Origin of the sequence: Mesorhizobium sp. CA15, assembly GCF_020165215.1 — a bacterium.
Taxonomy (GTDB): domain Bacteria; phylum Pseudomonadota; class Alphaproteobacteria; order Rhizobiales; family Rhizobiaceae; genus Mesorhizobium.
In genome coordinates this window covers 121,219-139,492 of sequence record NZ_JAIUHQ010000011.1, presented here as the reverse complement: position 1 = coordinate 139,492, position 18,274 = coordinate 121,219, and the positions used below count along the sequence as shown (strand labels likewise).

At 63.2% G+C, this 18,274-nt stretch carries 16 protein-coding genes; 3 read left to right on the top strand and 13 right to left on the bottom strand.

Annotation, left to right across the window (positions count from 1 at the left end):
• Window positions 1–30: 30 nt before the first annotated feature.
• Window positions 31–732 carry a hypothetical protein gene (locus LB515_RS18645; protein WP_224708577.1) on the top strand — a complete coding sequence of 234 codons (702 nt, stop codon included), beginning with the start codon at window positions 31–33 and terminating at the stop codon, window positions 730–732.
• A gap of 9 nt (window positions 733–741) precedes the next feature.
• Here the strand turns inward: LB515_RS18645 and LB515_RS18640 are convergent, their stop codons facing one another.
• Both LB515_RS18640 and LB515_RS18635 read right to left on the bottom strand, forming a co-directional pair.
• Window positions 742–1,974 carry an FAD-dependent oxidoreductase gene (locus LB515_RS18640; protein ID WP_224708576.1) on the bottom strand — a complete coding sequence of 411 codons (1,233 nt, stop codon included), beginning with the start codon at window positions 1,972–1,974 and terminating at the stop codon, window positions 742–744.
• Between the two features lie 83 nt (window positions 1,975–2,057).
• On the bottom strand, window positions 2,058–2,468 hold the full coding sequence (locus tag LB515_RS18635) for a winged helix-turn-helix transcriptional regulator (protein ID WP_095764800.1): 411 nt from the start codon (window positions 2,466–2,468) through the stop codon (window positions 2,058–2,060).
• A 267-nt stretch (window positions 2,469–2,735) separates the two neighbouring features.
• Between LB515_RS18635 and LB515_RS18630 the strand changes: the two genes are divergently transcribed.
• A complete protein-coding gene (locus LB515_RS18630) occupies window positions 2,736–3,629 on the top strand; it encodes an SDR family oxidoreductase (protein ID WP_224708575.1) in 894 nt (297 codons plus the stop codon).
• Window positions 3,630–3,774: 145 nt separating this feature from the next.
• On the opposite strand, the gene LB515_RS18625 is transcribed toward LB515_RS18630, so the two are convergent.
• The 3 genes from LB515_RS18625 to LB515_RS18615 all read right to left on the bottom strand — a co-directional run bounded on the left by LB515_RS18625 (window position 3,775) and on the right by LB515_RS18615 (window position 8,579).
• On the bottom strand, window positions 3,775–5,691 hold the full coding sequence (locus tag LB515_RS18625; protein WP_224708574.1) for a potassium transporter Kup: 1,917 nt from the start codon (window positions 5,689–5,691) through the stop codon (window positions 3,775–3,777).
• A gap of 147 nt (window positions 5,692–5,838) precedes the next feature.
• Window positions 5,839–7,752, bottom strand: a complete 1,914-nt coding sequence (locus LB515_RS18620) for a potassium transporter Kup (protein WP_095765532.1) — start codon at window positions 7,750–7,752, stop codon at window positions 5,839–5,841.
• An 86-nt stretch (window positions 7,753–7,838) separates the two neighbouring features.
• Window positions 7,839–8,579, bottom strand: a complete 741-nt coding sequence (locus LB515_RS18615; RefSeq protein WP_224708573.1) for a pyridoxine 5'-phosphate synthase — start codon at window positions 8,577–8,579, stop codon at window positions 7,839–7,841.
• Between the two features lie 109 nt (window positions 8,580–8,688).
• Between LB515_RS18615 and LB515_RS18610 the strand changes: the two genes are divergently transcribed.
• Complete coding sequence (locus LB515_RS18610; protein ID WP_140626916.1) at window positions 8,689–9,087, top strand: STAS/SEC14 domain-containing protein; 399 nt, start codon at window positions 8,689–8,691, stop codon at window positions 9,085–9,087.
• A gap of 229 nt (window positions 9,088–9,316) precedes the next feature.
• Here the strand turns inward: LB515_RS18610 and LB515_RS18605 are convergent, their stop codons facing one another.
• From LB515_RS18605 to ilvN, 8 genes are all read right to left on the bottom strand, one after another.
• A complete protein-coding gene (locus tag LB515_RS18605; RefSeq protein WP_224626105.1) occupies window positions 9,317–10,444 on the bottom strand; it encodes an ATP-dependent RecD-like DNA helicase in 1,128 nt (375 codons plus the stop codon).
• Window positions 10,445–10,575: 131 nt separating this feature from the next.
• Window positions 10,576–10,926: a nitrile hydratase accessory protein gene (locus tag LB515_RS18600; RefSeq protein WP_224708572.1), complete on the bottom strand. Its 351-nt coding sequence runs from the start codon at window positions 10,924–10,926 to the stop codon at window positions 10,576–10,578.
• Window positions 10,913–11,572, bottom strand: a complete 660-nt coding sequence (gene nthB / locus LB515_RS18595) for a nitrile hydratase subunit beta (protein WP_224708571.1) — start codon at window positions 11,570–11,572, stop codon at window positions 10,913–10,915. Before nthB ends, LB515_RS18600 begins: the two co-directional genes overlap by 14 nt.
• Window positions 11,569–12,183, bottom strand: coding sequence for a nitrile hydratase subunit alpha (nthA, locus tag LB515_RS18590; RefSeq protein WP_224708570.1), 615 nt, complete (start codon window positions 12,181–12,183; stop codon window positions 11,569–11,571). Before nthA ends, nthB begins: the two co-directional genes overlap by 4 nt.
• A 64-nt stretch (window positions 12,184–12,247) precedes the next feature.
• On the bottom strand, window positions 12,248–15,400 hold the full coding sequence (locus LB515_RS18585) for an efflux RND transporter permease subunit (RefSeq protein ID WP_224708569.1): 3,153 nt from the start codon (window positions 15,398–15,400) through the stop codon (window positions 12,248–12,250).
• Window positions 15,397–16,701: an efflux RND transporter periplasmic adaptor subunit gene (locus tag LB515_RS18580; protein WP_224708568.1), complete on the bottom strand. Its 1,305-nt coding sequence runs from the start codon at window positions 16,699–16,701 to the stop codon at window positions 15,397–15,399. The genes LB515_RS18585 and LB515_RS18580 overlap by 4 nt, the downstream gene beginning before the upstream one ends.
• 213 nt (window positions 16,702–16,914) lie before the next feature.
• Window positions 16,915–17,511 carry a LysE family translocator gene (locus LB515_RS18575; RefSeq protein WP_224545426.1) on the bottom strand — a complete coding sequence of 199 codons (597 nt, stop codon included), beginning with the start codon at window positions 17,509–17,511 and terminating at the stop codon, window positions 16,915–16,917.
• A gap of 106 nt (window positions 17,512–17,617) precedes the next feature.
• The gene (gene ilvN / locus LB515_RS18570) at window positions 17,618–18,193 is read right to left on the bottom strand and encodes an acetolactate synthase small subunit (protein ID WP_027169049.1); all 576 of its coding nucleotides are present in this window, start codon (window positions 18,191–18,193) and stop codon (window positions 17,618–17,620) included.
• Window positions 18,194–18,274 lie beyond the last annotated feature (81 nt).

Sequence of the window (18,274 nt, the reverse complement as noted above, 5' to 3'; positions counted from 1 at the left end):
AGATTGCGGAGTCTGCATGGAGCCGAATCCGTGGAAACGCCCGCCGAGACAAGAAATCACCTTCTCATTCCTGGAATACCGACGCTCCGGAAATCTATTGTTCCGCCGATCACCGTCCAGCTTCCGATCGAGGCAAGCTGCAGTCGCGCAAAGAATTTTTTCGTCGGAGTCTTCTGGCTTTTTTGCTCGTTCGCGATGCTGGCAACAGCTGCAACATTTTTCGCAGGCGCCCCTGAGAACCAGCACTCCCTCGTCCAAAAGGCAATGATGATTGCCCTTCAGCTTTTTGGACTCTGGTGGGCACCGTTCTTCTTGATGTGTGCACTTTTGGCCTTCCGGGACGCTTGCCGTATCAAGCCAGTTTTGATCGTTAGATTGGACCGGCTAGTCGACAACCGGTCGGGCTTGTCCGTGAAGTGGGCGGATATCCTCAGCGTGCGCCCGGTAATGACAAGGGCCGGCTACTGGGGAGTGACGCTGCAAGTTCGTCACAGGGGACTTTTTCCGAAGTCCGTTCGAGTTGGATATCCGATGCTACGCAGGCGAAGAGATGAAGCCCACATACAATGCAACTTCCTGAGCGTACCACCTTATCAGATCGTCAGCTCGATCCTCACATTGGCGCAACAAGGCGGCGCCGAAATCTTCCCTCCGCGCTCGGTCCTGTTCTGGAATTCGCCACCGCCGACCATTCTTCGGCCGCCGAGCGGCGATCCATTGCAAACAAACTAAAAGCAGGCGCTATCGTTTGATGTCCGCCCATTGCAACTCCGCAAGCCCAATCCGCCTGAACGGGTCAATCACGGTTCCGGCGACCATCGCGGCAAGGAATTGCGGCCCTGGCGGAACTCTCGCCAGCGCCGCGACCACACGGTCGCGGACAAAGGGCAAGGCCGCGGAGTCCGATTGGTAGAACGGCGTCAGCGACAGCGATAGCGCCTGGAAGACGCGCACATGCCAACGGCGCGCACTTACATAGGTCGCCAGCGCTTCATCTATGCCGTTCGCGTGCGCCAGCGTATGGCTGAGCGCCGCGGCGTCAAGCAGCGCCATGTTCGCGCCTTGCCCGAGCTGCGGGCTGGTCGAATGCGCGGCATCGCCGATGACGGCGAGCCGCCGGCCGGCCGGCAATGTCATCGTATGGTGGCCATAGCGGGCGAGCGAGAGCTGCTCGAAACTGTCGATCTGGCTAGTGAAAGCCTCGCACTCTGGCCACACAGAGACCACCCTCGCTTTCCAGGCATCGAGTCCCTTCGCCTTTATCTGTTCGGCATCGGCCGGCTTGAGGCTCCAGAAGAAGGCCGCCATCTCTTGCGCGCCGGGCTCCGGCCGGCCGATCGGCAGCACGCCGACCATGACGCTCGCCTTGTCATAGCGCTGCAGCAGCGCGCTTCTGTCAAAGCCGTCCCGCCAGCCAAGCGACGCCCAGAATGCGCCATAGGCGAGCGGCCGTGGCATGGCGTTATCGCCGAGATATGACCACAGTTTCGAGCGCGCGCCGCTGGCATCGACAATGAGGTCGAACGGTCCCAGCCGCCTGCCGTTGCCGCAGACCAGCGTCGCGCGCTCGCCGACTTCCAGCGTTTCGACCTCGACATCGGTTTCGATGGCAATCGCTTCGCGCAAGGCGGCACGGTAGAGCACGCCGAACAGCGCCGCCCGATGCACGGCGAGGCCGAAGCGGCGGCCGCGCCGCGCGTCATAGCGGACTTCGAGCACCGTGCGCCCGCTGCCGGCGTCAGTGCCGTGCAGCCGCTCGATGCGGCTGCCAAGTGAAAGGATCTCATCGAGCAGGCTGAGATCGGCGAGCACGGTCAGCCCGGTCGGCTGCAGGATGAGGCCTGAGCCGACAGGCCTCGGCGCGTCGAAACGCTCGAAAATGGTGACCTTGTGTCCGGCCCGCTTGAGGTAAAGCGCTGCCGCCAGCCCGGCCGGACCAGCGCCGGCAATCGCGATCTCGTAAGACTTGCCCATCGTCCCCCAACCCGACCCTGCGGGGACAATCCCGCTTGGAACGCGCCGGATCAATCGGGCGCTTTGACGCTTGTGTCGAGAGATCAGCCCTGGGCGGTGTCGAAGGCGGCGCGCGCATCGCGCACCGCGTCATGATTGAGTTCGGCCCATTGAACGAGCTGTTGCAGAGGCAGGAACATCGAACGTCCAAGATCGGTCAGGCTGTATTCGACGCTCGGCGGCTTGGTCGGGAACACCTCGCGGTGCACGTAGCCGTCCCGCTGCAGATCATGGAGCGTCTGCGTCAGCATGCGCTGCGAGATGTCGGGAACCAGCCGGCGCAGCTCGCCAAAGCGATAGGGCTTCTCGGCCAGTGCCATCACCAGCAGCGAGCTCCATTTGCCGCTGATGCCCTGGATCACGTCGCGGACCGGACAATCGGCGAAATTGGCGCCGTTCGTCATGGCCTTGTAGACCTCGAGCTTGGCTTTCAGATTGAAGATCTTGCTGTCCATCACGACATCCGCTGATCGAAACTAAAGCATCTCCCGAAAGTGGGAACCGGTCTCGGGATAAAGACATGCGTAAAATCAAACCTAAAGCGCATGGAGCGAATCTGAAAGATCGCGACGCGCTTTAGGCCGGCCGGGGTGGTTCCCTGGCAGTGCCTACCTCCCGAAAAACTGCCTTCTTTACGGCCTGCGGTCAATTCCTATTTTAGCGCTGGTCTCTTTTTGAGACCACAAGTCAGACCCGCCATTGGCATTTCAAGGGATAACCCGATGACCGAAACCCTTCTCGTAACCGGTGCTTCCGGCCATCTTGGCCGCGCCGTCATCAATCATCTGCTTGGCGAACGGAAAGTCGCGCCAGCCAATATCATCGCCACCACACGCAACCCGGAAAATCTCGCCGATCTGGCTGCGCGGGGCATCGCTGTGAGAGTTGCCGACTTCGACGATAAGGCTTCGCTGGAAGCAGCGTTCACGGGCGCCGACCGGGTGCTTGTCATCTCGACCGGCGAGCTCGACCTGAAAAGCGACCGGCGCCTGAAGCAGCACCAGGCAGCGGTGGCCGCCGCCAAGGCAGCCAAGGTCTCGCACCTGCTCTATACCTCAATGCCCAATCCGGAGCCCGGCTCGCCGGTGCTGTTTGCTGGCGACCATTACGGCACCGAAGAGGCGATCAAGGCGAGCGGCATCCCCTACACCATCTTCCGCAACGGCTGGTATCAGGAGAACCTGTTCATGTCGCTGCCGCACGCCATTTCGTCGGGCAAGTGGTACAGCTCGGCCGCCGACGGCCGCATCGCTCACGGTGCGCGCGACGACATGGCGGCGGCCATCGCCGCCAGCCTCGCATCCGGCTCCAAGGAAAGCCACATCTACACGCTGACCGGCCCGCAGGCCTATACCACGAATGAAATCGCGGCGCTGGTAAGCGAAGTGACCGGCAAGCCGCTGGAGGTCATCCAGTTGCCGGACGAGGCGCTGACCGAAGGGGTGAAAGCGGCGGGCGTTCCCGAGGATTTCGCCCGTATCATCGTCTCCTTCGATGCCAACACCCGCGCCGGCCGCATAGGCGAGGTGACCGATGCGGTCGAGAAGCTCTCAGGCCGCAAGCCGCGGACGCTGAAACAGTTCCTCGAAGCGAACAAGGCCGCATTGCTCGGCTGAAGTCTGGCGCGCCTGGGAGGTCGTCCTCCCGGCGCGCTTCACTTCGATTTCTTGGGCATCCGAGCCAGATCGGGCTTTCACCGGTCGCGACAAGCGCGCCTCTCTGAGATGCGGCGTCCAGCCGAGCAGGCGCGGCCGCAGTTTCTCAGATCACGACCTGCGTGCCAATCTCCACCACGCGTCCGGTGGGAATCTGGAAATACTCGGTCGCGTCCGACGCCGTCTTCGCCAGGCCGATGAACAGCCGATCCTGCCAGATCGGCATGCCGGAATTGGGCGAGGCTTTCAGCGAACGGCGCGACAGGAAGAAGGACGTCGTCATGATGTCGAACTTCCAGCCCTGCTTGCGGCAGATGGCCAGCGCGCGCGGAATGTTGGGCTGCTCCATGTAGCCGAAGGTCAGCGTCACCCGCATGAACAGCTCGTTGACTGTCTCCAGCTTCACGCGCTCGCTGTCCGGCACCACAGGCTGCGGCGCCGTCACCACCGACAGGATGACGTTCTTTTCGTGCAGCACCTTGTAGTGCTTGAGACTGTGCATCAGCGCCGTCGGCGCGCTCAGCGGATCGCTGGTCAGGAACACGGCGGTGCCCGAGACCAGCTGCGGCTTCTTCTTCAACAGGTTTCCCGCCAGGAAATCGAGCGGGATCTCGTTGCGCCGCGTCTTGTCGAAGAGGTAGCGACTGCCGCGCACCCAGGTCCACATGCCCAGGATGATGGCGAAGGCGACCGCGAGAGAGGCCCAGCCACCCTCGAACACCTTGACGATGTTGGAGGCGAAGAAGCCTATGTCGATCAGGGCGAACACCGCCGTCAGGCCGATCGCCGGCCAGATATTCCACTTCCAGATGCGTGTCATGACGATGAACAGCAGCGTCGTCGTCACCAGCATGTTGCCTGTGACGGAAATGCCATAGGCCGAGGCGAGCCTACTGGATTCGCCGAAGCCAACCACCAACAGCATCACCACCAGCGCCAGGAGCATGTTGACGCGCGGCATATAAACCTGGCCGGACTGCTTCTCCGACGTATGCAGGATTTCAAGCCGCGGCAGCATGTTGAGCTGCACCGCCTGTCTGGTCAGCGAATAGGCGCCGGAGATGACGGCCTGGCTGGCAATCACGGTCGCTGCGGTCGCAAGGACCACCATGGGGATCAGCGCCCAGCCCTCATTCATCTCGAAAAACGGGTGGCCGACCGTGCCCCCCTTGGCAAGCACATAGGCCCCCTGCCCGGCATAGTTCAAAAGCAGGCAGGGAAACACGATCGCAAGCCAGGCCAGCACGATCGGCTTGCGGCCGAAATGGCCGAGGTCGGCATAGAGCGCCTCGGCGCCGGTGACGGCCAGGAAGACGGCGCCGACCGTGACGAAGGACACGTCGGGCGAATTGATGAAGAAGGCCACGATGTAGTGCGGGCTTATGGCCCACAGGATTTCCGGGTCCGAGATGATGTGCTTCAGCCCGGAAACGCCGATGGCAAGGAACCATATGGCGGTGACCGGCCCGAACACCAGGCCCACACCGCCCGTGCCGAAACGCTGCACCGCAAACACGGCTGCGAGAATGAGCAATGTCAGCGGCACCACATAGGGCTGGAAGGTGGGGGTGACGACGTTCATGCCCTCGACCGCCGACAGCACCGAGATGGCGGGCGTGATGACGGCATCGCCGAAGAACAGCGACGCGCCGACGATGCCGATGCCGAGCACGATCGCCGAGCGTGTCGGAAAAGTACCGCGCGCCAGCGCCATCAGCGACAGCACGCCGCCCTCGCCGCGGTTGTCGGCGCGCAGCACGAACATGATGTATTTCACCGTCACCGTGATGGTGAGCGACCAGATAATCAGCGACAGCACGCCGAGAATGTCGGCGCGGTTGGCCACGTCGCCGCCCGACGAGGCGTGCAGCGCCTCGCGGAAGGCGTAGATCGGGCTCGTGCCGATATCACCATAGACGACGCCAAGCGCCCCCAGCATCAGCACCTTGGCGCTGTGCTGTTCGATCTCTGGATGGCTCGATTGGTCGACGGGTTCTGCCTCAGCACCATTGGCAAGGGCCATGGACCACACTCCGATAAAACGCGCGGTGCTCTACGCTTGCTGCAGTGCAATATCAAGTGCCCTAGCGTGAGGGCTCCCATGCCGCCGACGCACGGCTTCACTGTGCACGGAGCGCGCCTGCATCGTCATCCGATAGAAACGGCCTCGTCAGATAGCGACCTGCGTGCCGATCTCGACCACGCGTCCGGTGGGAATCTGGAAATACTCTGTCGCATCCGCTGCCGTCCGCGCAAGGCCGATGAACAGCCGGTCCTGCCAGACCGGCATGCCGGAATTGGGCGAGGCCTTAAGCGAGCGACGCGACAGGAAGAACGACGTCGTCATGATGTCGAACTTCCAGCCCTGCTTGCGGCAGATGGCCAAGGCGCGTGGAATGTTGGGCTGCTCCATGTAGCCGAAAGTCAGCGTCACCCGCATGAACAGCTCGTTGACTGTCTCCAGCTTCACGCGCTCGCTGTCCGGCACGACCGGCTGCGGCGCCGTCACCACCGACAGGATGACGTTCTTTTCGTGCAGCACCTTGTAGTGCTTGAGGCTGTGCATCAGCGCCGTGGGGGCGCTCAGCGGATCGCTGGTCAGGAACACGGCGGTGCCCGAGACGAGCTGCGGCTTCTTCTTCAACAGGTTCGCCGCGAGGAAATCGAGCGGGATCTCGTTGCGGCGCGTCTTGTCGAAAAGGTAGCGGGTTCCGCGGATCCAGGTCCACATGATCAGGCCCATGAGGCAGGCGACAGTGATCGACACCCAGCCCCCTTCGACGATCTTGACAACGTTGGCCGAGAAGAAGCCGAGATCGATGACGCCGAACAGCAATGCCAGCGCCAGTGCGGCCGCAACCTGCCATTTCCAGAGCCAGCGCATGACGACGAACAAAAGGATCGTCGTCATCAGCATCTCGCCGGTCACCGAAATGCCATAGGCCGAGGCGAGCGCGCTCGAGCTGCCGAAACCGACGACCAGAAGCATGACGCCGAGTGCCACCAGGAGATTGACCCTCGGCATATAGATCTGGCCGCTCTGCATCTCGGAAGTATGCTGCACTTCGATACGGGGCAGAAGGTTGAGCTGCACGGCCTGCCGTGTCAGCGAGAAGGCGCCGGAAATGACGGCCTGGCTGGCGATGACGGTGGCCGCGGTCGCCAGGCCCACCATAGGCATCAGCGCCCATTCGGGCAGCATCTGGAAGAACGGGTTGGTGGGCTTGCCGCCATGCGAAAGCACGAAGGCGCCCTGCCCGAAATAATTCAGGAGCAGGCAAGGGAAGACGATTGCGAACCAGGCCATCACGATCGGCTTGCGGCCGAAATGGCCGAGGTCGACATAGAGCGCCTCGGCGCCGGTGACGGCCAGGAACACGGCGCCCACGGTGACGAAGGCGCCTGTCGGCGTGGTGGCGAGATAATAGATCGCGTAATATGGATTGATCGCCAGGAAGACGGACGGGTCGTCGACGATATGATAGACGCCAGCCGCTCCGATGGCCACGAACCATGTCGCCGTCACCGGTCCGAACACCGCCGCCACCTTGCCCGTGCCAAAGCGTTGCACGGCGAAAAGCACGGCCAGGATGACCAGCGTGATCGGGACCACATAGGCATCGAGCGCCGGGGTGACGACTTTCAGGCCCTCAACCGCCGAAAGCACCGAGATCGCCGGCGTGATGATCGAATCGCCGAAGAACAATGCCGCGCCGCAAAGGCCGATAACCAGGATGAAACGCGAGCCCGGGGGGTAGGCGCTGCGCGCCAGCGACATCAGCGACAGCGTGCCGCCTTCGCCCTTGTTGTCGGCCCTGAGCACGAAGGCGACATATTTGATCGTGACGATGATGGTGAGCGCCCAGACGATCAGCGACAGCACGCCGAGCACGTCATGGCGGGCGACCGAGCTTGACGAGGCATGCAGCGCCTCGCGGAAGGCGTAGATCGGGCTCGTGCCGATATCGCCGTAGACGACGCCCAGCGCGCCAAGCATGAGAACCTTGGTGCTGTGCTGCCGCTCGGTTTCGGCATGGCCCGAGCGTTCGAGGGATTCCGTCTCGCTGGCGTTGGCTAGCACCATGAACCCCATTTCATCAGATTCGCCACGCTTCGCGGTCGCCGCAACACGCGGGACGCATCGAAACTGCCGGAGTTACGCAAGGCGCCCTACCATCCGCAGGCCTTCAAGAACCGCCCGACAGTGCCGGCCATGCCATACTCCAGCGCATCCGCTGTCAACCCATGTCCGATCGATACTTCGGCTAATGCCGGAATGCGTTTGGCCAGCGGCGGCAGGTTCTTCACGGTCAGATCGTGGCCGGCATTGACACCGAGCCCGGCCGCGAACGCCGCATCAGCGGTTTTTCCCAATCTTTCCAGTTCTTTCGCCGCCTTTGCGGAATCAGAATGGTAACCTCCATATGGCCCGGTATAGAGCTCGATGCGGTCGGCGCCGGTGTCGCGAGCCGCACTGACCGCGTCCGGATTCGCGTCGGAAAACAAAGACACGCGAAACCCGCCCTTCTTCAACCGCTTGACGATCGGAGTGAGGAACGCCGCCTGGGCGACGAAGTTCCAGCCATGGTCAGAAGTCGCCTGCGCAGGGTCGTCCGGCACCAGCGTCACTTGCTCGGGCTGGTTCTTTTCAACAAGCGCCAGGAAATCCTCGGTCGGATAGCCCTCGATGTTGAATTCCGCGCCCGGAAACTCGTCGTCGATCAGCGCCCTGATCTCCGGCAGGTCGGAATGCCTGGTGTGCCGCTCGTCAGGGCGCGGATGGACCGTCAGCCCGTGCGCGCCGGCGGCAAGCGCTATGCGGCCAAGTCCGGTCACGCTCGGCCATGGCAGGTCGCGACGGTTGCGCAGCATGGCGACGGCGTTGAGATTGACCGAAAGCTTGGCGGGCATGAGCTGGGGTCCAGTGGATCGGCGCGCATCTATAGCGCCTTTGACGGGAACAGATAGAGGGTTTCGCGTGTTCCAGGGGATAGATGGAGGCTAAGATAAGGATTTGCCAGTGAATTTCCTCGAAGCCGTGCCGGCGATCCGCCGCATCGAGACCAATCGCGATGCGCTTTTCGCCATCGACGTCGTCGGCGATGTCTCGCCGGCCGACGCGGAAAACCTGTTCGGCCTGCTGGAGGCCGCCTACGCGCTGCATCCCAGGATCGACGTGCTGGTCAGGTTGACCGACGAGGAAAGCGTCGACTGGGCCAATATCAAGCAAGACACGCTCAAGCAGGGCGTGGCCGACGCGATGCAACATGTCGTGCGCTGCGCGGCCATCGGCGAGCCGAGTTGGGCCCCCCTCGTCGCCGGCCTTTTCCCCAAGACGCTGCCTTTCGAATTCAGGCGCTTTGGCGTCGACGACGAGGAAGCCGCCTGGCAATGGCTTGGCGCAAGACCAACGGACTAGGGTTGTTGAGATTCAGGTCAGGCCGAGCCGGAGTCGAAGACGGGCGCGAAGCGACCAAACTGATGGTTTCCGGGAACCGGCCTACGCCGGCCGTAGCCTTCATAGAGCGGAGATGCTTATGAGAGCTTCGGCCGGCGAAGGCCGGAGCGGAGCGTGCTTGACGTATGTGAGCACCGGAAGCGCAGGAAGCCGCCATTTGCAGGCCGGCCTCACCTGAAGCCCAACAACCCTAGCGCACCACCGTCAGCCGCTCGGCGGCCCGGGTGATGGCGGTGTAGAGCCAGCGCTGCCTGGTCTCCTTGAACGCCCAGCTCTCGTCGAACAGCACCACGTCGTTCCACTGCGAGCCCTGCGCCTTGTGCACGGTCAGCGCATAGCCGTAATCGAAATCGTCGAAGCGCTTCTTCTGCTGCCAGGGGATCTCGGCATCCGGATCCTCGAATGCCGCCTTGAGCAGCTTGATCTTGGCGACGCCGCGGTCGGGGTCGTCCTCTTCCGGCGAGACCAAAAGGTTGATGCCGGGCTTCACCGTCTCGCGCGACGAGGTCATCACCTTCCACAGCGAACCGTTGAGCAGCCCCTTGGCCGGGTCGTTGCGCAGGCAGACCAGCTTGTCGCCGGCTTGCGGGAAGTCGGCGATAAACCCCTTCAACTCGCGCAGCCTTTGATTGTAGCGCCGGCGCGTGCGGTTGGTGCCGACCAGCACCTGATCGGCCTTGAGCACCAGCTCCTGGTTGACTGCTTCCCTGCCGATCACCTGCGCCGTACCGTAGTCGCCATGCATGAATTCGCGGCCCTCGCGCACGTCGAGCGCCAGCCGGATGATCGGATTGTCGCGCGCCTGGCGGTGGATCTCGGTCAACAGAACGTCCGGCTCATGCTCGGTGAAGAAGCCGCCGCCCGAGATCGGCGGCAGCTGCGCCGGGTCGCCGAGCACCAGGATCGGCGTGCCGAAACTCTGCAGGTCGCGACCGAGCTGCTCGTCGACCATCGAGCATTCGTCGATGACGACAAGCTTGGCGCGCGAAATCGGGCTTTGCCGGTTGAGCGAGAAGGTCGGCGACATCGATGTCTTGCCGGTCACCTCGTCCTCAACCGATTCCTCGCCCTTCGGCCTGTAGATCAGCGAATGGATGGTGCGGGCGTTGGTCGCCCCCTTCGAGCGCAGCACCTGCGCCGCCTTGCCGGTGAAGGCGGCGAACTGCACCTGGCCGTCGACATGCTCGGCGAAATAGCGCGCCAGGGTGGTCTTGCCGGTGCCGGCATAGCCGAACAGCCGAAAGACCTGCGGCCGGCCCTCCTTGAGCCAGCGCCCGACCGCTTTCAGAGCCTCATCCTGCTGGGGAGAAAATTCCATCAATGCGACAGACCGGATTCGCTGACGAAAGACAAGATTGGCCGCTGTATCGACCGTGGTCGGCTGCGGGCGCTAGCCTCGACAACTCAGGCTACCAGTCGCCAATCGGAACGTAAAGAGAACAAAACGATCTATCGGCCTGCGCCTGGATCATTCTCCAGCAGGATAGGCTTGCCATGCGGCGTGGCATGCGCGGCGCGTTCCCAGGCGGCAGCGAGTTCATCGACCTCGCTCTTGCGGGCGACATCCTTCCTGGACAAAAGCTTCTCCAGCGCCGTCAGCCAGTGCTCGTAGTAATCGTGCCCGTCGCTCGCCGCGGCAGGCTGTTTCACCTCGGCGGATAAGGCCTCCGCCCATTCGCTCCACGAGAACAGGCCATTGCCGTGCAGCGCAATGGTCAGTGCGAAGGCTTCGGCCTGCCACGGCTCGGCAAAGACCGGCTCGTCGAAACCAGCCGGCAACGCACCTTCATGCCGGCTCAAGATAACTCTCCCAGGCGTCGATCGAGACGCTGAGCGTCGGATCGGCGCCCTCGCCCCAGATCTCGGCCCCGTCGAACACCACGGTGTAGACCCATTGCGGGTTCTCGCCCTTGCCGTGCGCATTGCTGTCGGGGAAGACGAAGCCGTCGCGCACCGCCTCGATCCTGCCGTTCTTGCCGCGCGCATAACGCGGCAGGCGCGTATGGCCGGTCGGGTTGAAATTCTTTGTGCGCACCCGGTCGCCCGGCTGAAAACGCGCCGGCGTGGCGACCGGCCGGTTGCACGGCCCGCCCTTAGCGAGCACTGCGGGTACATCCGCCGCCTTCAGCACTCTCTTCGGCGTCGCCGCGGGATCGACTGCCTTGCCGGCGGCAAGGTCGCGCTCGGTGACGAAGCCGTGGCGTTTCAGGAGCGTTTCCAGCGCCTTGATCCAGATCTGATAGTAGCTCGATGAGTAATAGTCGGCGGGATGCAGCGATTCCCGCGCATGCCGGCTTTCGTCGATGTTCCAGGCGCCCATGCCGCCGGCGGTGAGCGTCACGCCCAGCGCCCGCCGCTCCCAGGCCGCGTGGAAATAGGGCTCGTCCTTCTCGGGCGCGACCGGCCCGAAACCCATTTGACCGCCGAGATCCTGCGGTCCGTTCATGCGGGTTCCCCTTCCGGCTCTTTGGCAAGCGCGGTGCCGATCATCGCATCGCGGCTGACCAGTCCGGCGAGCTGCTCTTCGCTCCAGCCCTCGGTCCCCTTGGGACGCATCGGCACCACCAGGTAGCGAAGCTCTGCCGTCGAATCCCAGACGCGGATTTTCTTCTCCGCCGGCAGTATCAGTCCGAACTCCTCCAGCACGCCGCGCGGATCGATGACCGCCCGCGAGCGGTAAGGCGGCGCCTTGTACCAGACCGGCGGCAGGCCGAGCACCGACCACGGATAGCAGGAGCAGAGCGTGCAAACGACGAGGTTGTGCGTCTCGGTGTTGAACACGGCCTGCATGTGCTCGCCCTGCCGGCCGGTGTAGCCCAGCGACGCGATTGCCGCGGTCGCGTCGCGCTTGAGCCATTCGGCATAGGCTGGATCGTTCCAGGCCTTCGCCACCACCCGCGCGCCGTTGCGCGGGCCGATCTTCGTCTCATAGGTGTCAACGATGACGTCGATGGCCGCAGGGTCGATCAAGCCCTTTTGGGTCAGGATCGTCTCCAGCGCGCGCACGCGCGCCGCGAACGGATCGAGCTCGTTGTCGTGGTCATGATCATGGGACATGGTCACAGACTAGGATCGGCTGCGGCCGGCCGCAAGCGCCACGGCTTGGGCCAGTCGGAGCGATCTACTCGGCTGCCGTCTTCTGCGGCTCGGGTTCGCCGTCGAACAGCGAGGCTTGCTCGCCGCTTTCCACCACATGCAGCGCCGGCCGGCTCTTCTTCGACGAGAAGCTGAGCAGCCAGCCCGAGAAATTCTCGAAATAGACGTAGATCACCGGCGTGACGAACAGCGTCAGCGCCTGCGAGGCGAGCAGGCCGCCGACCACGGCAACGCCGAGCGGCTGGCGCAATTCGGCGCTGGCGCCGGTGCCGAGTGCGATCGGGAACGTGCCCATCAACGCCGCAAGCGTCGTCATCATGATCGGCCGGAAGCGCATCAGGCAGGCTTTGTGGATGGAGTCCCTCGCCGACATGCCCTGCCGCCTGAGCTCCAGCGCGACGTCGACCATCATGATGCCGTTCTTCTTCACGATGCCGATCAGCATCAGGATGCCGATCACCGCGATCACCGACAGATCCATGCCGGCGAAGCGCAGCGCCACCACAGCGCCCAGCACCGCCGACGGCAGGCCGGTGAGGATGGTGAGCGGGTGGATGAAGCTCTCATAGAGCATGCCAAGCACGATATAGATCGTCAGGACCGCGCCGCCGATCAGCAGCCCCTGATTGGCAAGCGAATCCTGGAAGGTCTTGGCCGTGCCGGCAAAGCTCGTCGAGATCTCCTTCGGCATGCCGATCTGTTCTTTGAGCTGGTCGATGCGGGTCACCGTGTCGCCGAGCGATACGCCTTGCGGCAGGTTGTAGGAGATCGTCACCGCCGGAAGCTGACCGAGCTGATTGATCGTCAGCGCGCCGGCCGTGCGGTCGACATGGGCGAAGGCGCCGAGAGGCACCAGGCTGCCGCTCGCCGTCCGCATCTGGATGGCGAGCATCCGCTCGGGCGACCATTCGATCTTGGGATCAAGCTCGGTGATGACCTCATAGCTGTCGGCCGAACCGAAGATCGTCGAAACCTGGTCGGTGCCGAAGCCGCCATAAAGCGCGGAGCGCAGCGTGTCGGTGTCGATGCCGAGCTGGGCGGCCTTGTCACGGTCGATCACAAGCGATGCCTGCAACGCGTTGTTCTGCAGGTCGCTGGTGACGTCGGTGAACATCGTATGGTCCGCCGCCATCGCGTCGTTCAGCTTCTGCGCCCAGATGTCGGTCTGGCGGGTATCCAGGCCCTGCACCACGAGCTGATAGGCGCTGGCCGACGACCGCGAGCCGAGCCGCAGGTTCTGCACGGGCTGCATGTAAGTCTCAATGCCCGCCACGCCGGCCAGCTGGCGTCTCAGATCCGAAAGCACCTTCTCGATGTTGGGCCGCTGATCCTTGCCCTTGAGCTGGACGAAGAGCTGGCCCTGGTTGAGCGCGTTGTTGCCGCTGCCCGCCGACCAGGCCACATGGTCGACATAGGGCGACTTCGAAAACACGCTGGCCACCTGCCCTTGCAGCTTCGCCATGGCGTCGAACGAGATGTCCTGGCGCGCGATCGTGGTCACCGATATCTGGCCGATATCCTCCTGCGGAAAGAAGCCCTTCGGGGAGACCTGGATCACCCACACCGACGCCGCGGCGGTCGCGATGAAGACGAGGAACACCAGGAAAGTGTTTCGCAGGCAGAAGCCCAGAATCCGGTCGTAGCCGCGCGTGATGAGGTCCGGCTTATGACCGGGGGCGTGCTTTTCGCGATCGGCCTTGGTCACCGACAACAGACGCGAGCAGAGCATCGGCGTCAGCGTCAGTGACACGAACATCGAGGCCAGGATGGCGACGGTCACCACGACGGCGAATTCGTTGAAGATGCGGCCGATGACGCCGCCCATCAGAAGCACCGGAATGAACACCGCCACCAGCGAGATCGAGATCGAGATGATGGTAAAGCCGATTTCGCGCGCCCCCTTCAACGAAGCGTCGAAGGCGGACAGCCCGTCCTCTTCCATATGGCGGAAGATGTTTTCCAGCATGACGATGGCGTCGTCGACGACAAGGCCGACGGCCAAAGTCAATCCCATCAGCGAGATATTGTCGATCGAGAAGCCGAACAGGAACATAGCGCCAAGCGTGGCGATCAGCGAGATCGGCACCGCCACCGCCGGGATGATCGTCGCCGTCACCCGCCGCAGGAATACAAAGATCACCAGCACCACCAGCGCGATGGTCAAGAGCAGCGTGAACTGGACGTCGTCGACGGCCTGGCGGATCGATGTCGAGCGGTCATTGAGCAGCTTGATCTGGGCGGCGCCCGGCATCTGGTCCTGGAAGGACGGCAGCATCGCCTTGACCTTGTCGACAACGTCGACGGTATTGGCGTCGGGCTGGCGCTGCACGGCCATGATGATCGCGCGCGTGCCGTCATACCAGCTCGCCGTCGTCGTAGTCTGCACGGAATCGACGACGCGCGTCACGTCGCCCAGCCGCACCGGGCGGCCGTTCTTGGTGGCGATGATGAGGTTGGAGAAGCCTGCGGCGTCGGTAAGCTGCGTGTTGGCGGTAATCGTCAGCTGCTGCTTGTTGTTCTGCAGCACGCCGAGCGGAGTGTTGCTGTTGGCCGAGGTGATGGCGGCCTGCAGCTGATCGATCGAGATACCGCGCGCGGCCAGCGCGGTCGGATCGATCTGGATGCGCACGGCGTATTTCTGCTGGCCGAAGATCGAGACCTGGGCCACGCCGTCGATGGTCGACAGCGACGGTGACATGACGTTTTCCGCGAAGGCGTCGAGGTCGGTCAGCGGGACCGTGTCGCTGACCAGCGACATCAGGAGGATCGGCGCGTCGGCCGGATTGACCTTGCGATAGCTTGGCGGCGAGGTCATTTCCGGCGGCAGCGATCTTTGCGTTCGCGCGATCGCTGCCTGGACATCCGCGGCCGCGGCATCGATGTCGCGGTTGAGCACGAACTGGATGGCGATCGAGGTCTGGCCAAGCGAATTGGTGGTCGAGATCGAATCGATGCCGGCGATCGTCGCGAATTGCTTGATCAGCGGCGTCGCCACCGATGTCGCCATCGTCTCCGGCGACGCGCCAGGCAGGCTGGCCGAAACGTTGACCACCGGAAATTCGGCGCTGGGCAGCGCCGCCACCGGCAGGAACTTGTAGGCAAAAATACCGCCCAGAATGAGGGCGAACGACATCAGAAGGGTGGCGACAGGCTTGCGGATGCAGAATTCGGAGATCATTGGCTCGCCCCGCCGGCCTTGTCGGCCTCCGCGACCTTGGGCGATGCCTGTTCACCGGATCCCGCGGCGGCTTTGCCTTCATGCACCGCCGCGCCGTTTTTCAACCGTGTCTGGCCTTCGACGACGACCTTCTCGCCGCTCTTGAGCCCGTCGCTGATGGCGCTGTTTTGGCCTTCCGTCAGCGCCACCTGCACCGGCCGCATCTCGACGGTGTTGTCCGGCTTGACGACATAGACGAACGGCCCCTTCTGGCTGGGCTGCACCGCGACCGTCGGAACGGAGGTCATCTGCGGCATCATGCCGGCCTCGAGCACGACGTTCACATACTGCCCAGGCCACAGCGAAAGATCCGGATTCGGTATGCTCGCCCGCGTGGCGATGGTGCCGGAGGCCGTATCGACGCTGGAATCGACGAAATCGAGTGTGCCCTTGCCGATCGGCGTGGGATCGCCGGTCTTGGTCAGCGCCACGTCGCCTTGCTGTGGATCGGAGAGCGCCTTGTGCAACAGGGCAAGGTTGCTCTCGGGCAGCGTGAAGTTCACCTGCAGCGGATCCATCTGCGTGATGGTGACCAGCGGCGTCGAGCTGCTCGAGTTGCCGTTGCTGGTGGTGACGAGATCGCCGACCGACACGTTGACCGCGCCGAGCCGGCCCGAGATCGGCGCCGTAATCGTTGCATAGCTCAATTGCACGGTGTCGGCATCGATGGTCGCCTTGTCGGCGTCGATGGTGGCGGCCGCGGCCTTCTGCGCCGCCAGCGCCTGATCGTAGGTCTGCTGCGTGCCGGCCTGCTTGGCCACGAGGTCCTTGGCGCGCTGCAGATCGGCCTGGGCGCTTACCAGCATCGCCTGGTCCTTGGCGAGCTGCGCCTGATCCTTGGCGAGCTGCGCCTTCAGCGCGCGGTCATCGAGCGAAATGAGCAGATCGCCGGCTTTGACCATCTGCCCGTCCTTGACCGCGATCGAGACGATCTGGCTGGAAACACGGGCATTGATATTGACCACCTCCGGTGACGAGACGAAGCCGATGGCATAGCGGCGGATCGGAAAATCGGCTGTCGTCGCGGTGGCGGAGACGATCGAGGCCGAACGCGGACCGCTGCCTTTCGCATTGTCGCTTTTCGCATTGTCCGGGGCACCGGCCGCTTTATCCCCGCTCGCCGTCTTGTCCGTGGCGGCCACGCTGGCCTGCTTGCCCGAAATCAGCTGCTTCACCTCGGCCAACGTCGTGGGCGAAAGATAGAGCCCGGCGCCCGCCAGACCGGCGACCGCAACAACTGCAAAGGCGATTTTTCCGCGCATCGACAAATAAGCCTTCTACCCGACACGCCGATCCCGGTGGTCCATTCTAGCTCGCTTCACGACCTCGTGCCGCGATTTTCGTGGAGTAGATAGGACAAGGCTTTGGCCGAAAAGGGCCAAAACGGGGCATTACGAAGATTTAATGTGCACTGCACAATAGCTAAGCAGCCGGCTAATATGCCGCCGCGGATTCTCCCGTCTGCGTAAAATGCCTCAGCGGAGCATCGGCCACAGCGTCGCCGCCAAGAGCACGCCCATGGCGATGTTGAACCATTTCAGCCGCACCGGATCCGACAGGAAGCCGCGCAGCGCCGTGCCGAAGCCGGCCCATACCGAAACGCTGGGCAGGTTGACGATGGTGAAGGCGATCGAGATGAGCGCCACCGAGACGAACGGGTGATCGGCATTGGTGTAGACGGCCATCGCGGTGATCGCCATCACCCATGCCTTGGGATTGACCCACTGGAATGCGGCGGCGTCGATGAAGCGCATCGGCCGGCCCTGCGCCCCTTTTCCGTCGCTTATCGAGCGCGACATGGCGATCTTCCAGGCGAGGTAGAGCAGGTAGGCGGCACCGGCGATCTTCAGCGCCGTATGCAGCGCCGGCACCGCCGTCAGCACCGCGCCCAGCCCGAAGCCGACGGCCAGCAACAGGACCAGGAAGCCGATGCTGATGCCCAGCATGTGCGGAACCGTCCTGGCGATACCGAAATTGACGCCGGAAGCGAGCAGCATGAGGTTGTTCGGCCCCGGCGTGATCGAAGTCACGAAGGCATAGACCAACAGGGCAAGGAATGCGTCGAGCGACATGTTATCCTCCCGGATATGTCAGCCTTACTGTCCTTTTAGCAAATGCGCAAAAGCCAGAAACGGGCAACCGCCGGGCCAAAGTTTTGAAACAGGACGGTCGTCCTGTTCACATTCCCTGCGGACCGCGATTCATCGCGGCGACGCCGGTGCGGCAGATCTCGACCAGGCCGAGCGGCTTCATGATGGCGATGAACTGATCGAGCTTGGAACCCTTGCCGGTGATCTCGAAGATGAAATGCTCGGTGTTGGCGTCGATGACCGAGGCGCGGAAAGCATCCGCGAGCCTCAGCGCCTCGACCCGGGCGTCGCCTGTGCCGGCGACCTTCACCAACGCGAGCTCGCGTTCCAGCGGGCGCTCCTGCCCAAGCTCATGCGAGCGCACGGTCAGGTCGACCACCCGGTGCACCGGCACGATGCGCTCGAGCTGATGCTTGATCTGCTCCATCACATGCGGCGTGCCGCGCGTCACGATGGTGATGCGCGACAGATGTTTCTCATGCTCGGTCTCGGAAACGGTAAGGCTTTCGATGTTGTAGCCACGACCGGAAAACAGGCCGATCACGCGGGCAAGCACGCCCGGCTCGTTGTCGACCAGCACTGAAAGCGTGTGCGTTTCCGGCTTTTCGGTTTCCTTGGCGATAAAATAGGCGGAGCCGGTCGGTTGAAGGTGCTGTGCGTTCATAAGGTGAATCTCGATTTCAAACTTTTGAGCTAATTCTCTGTTTGCGCACGGCTTTCTCGCGACAGCCCCGCCTTGATGGCT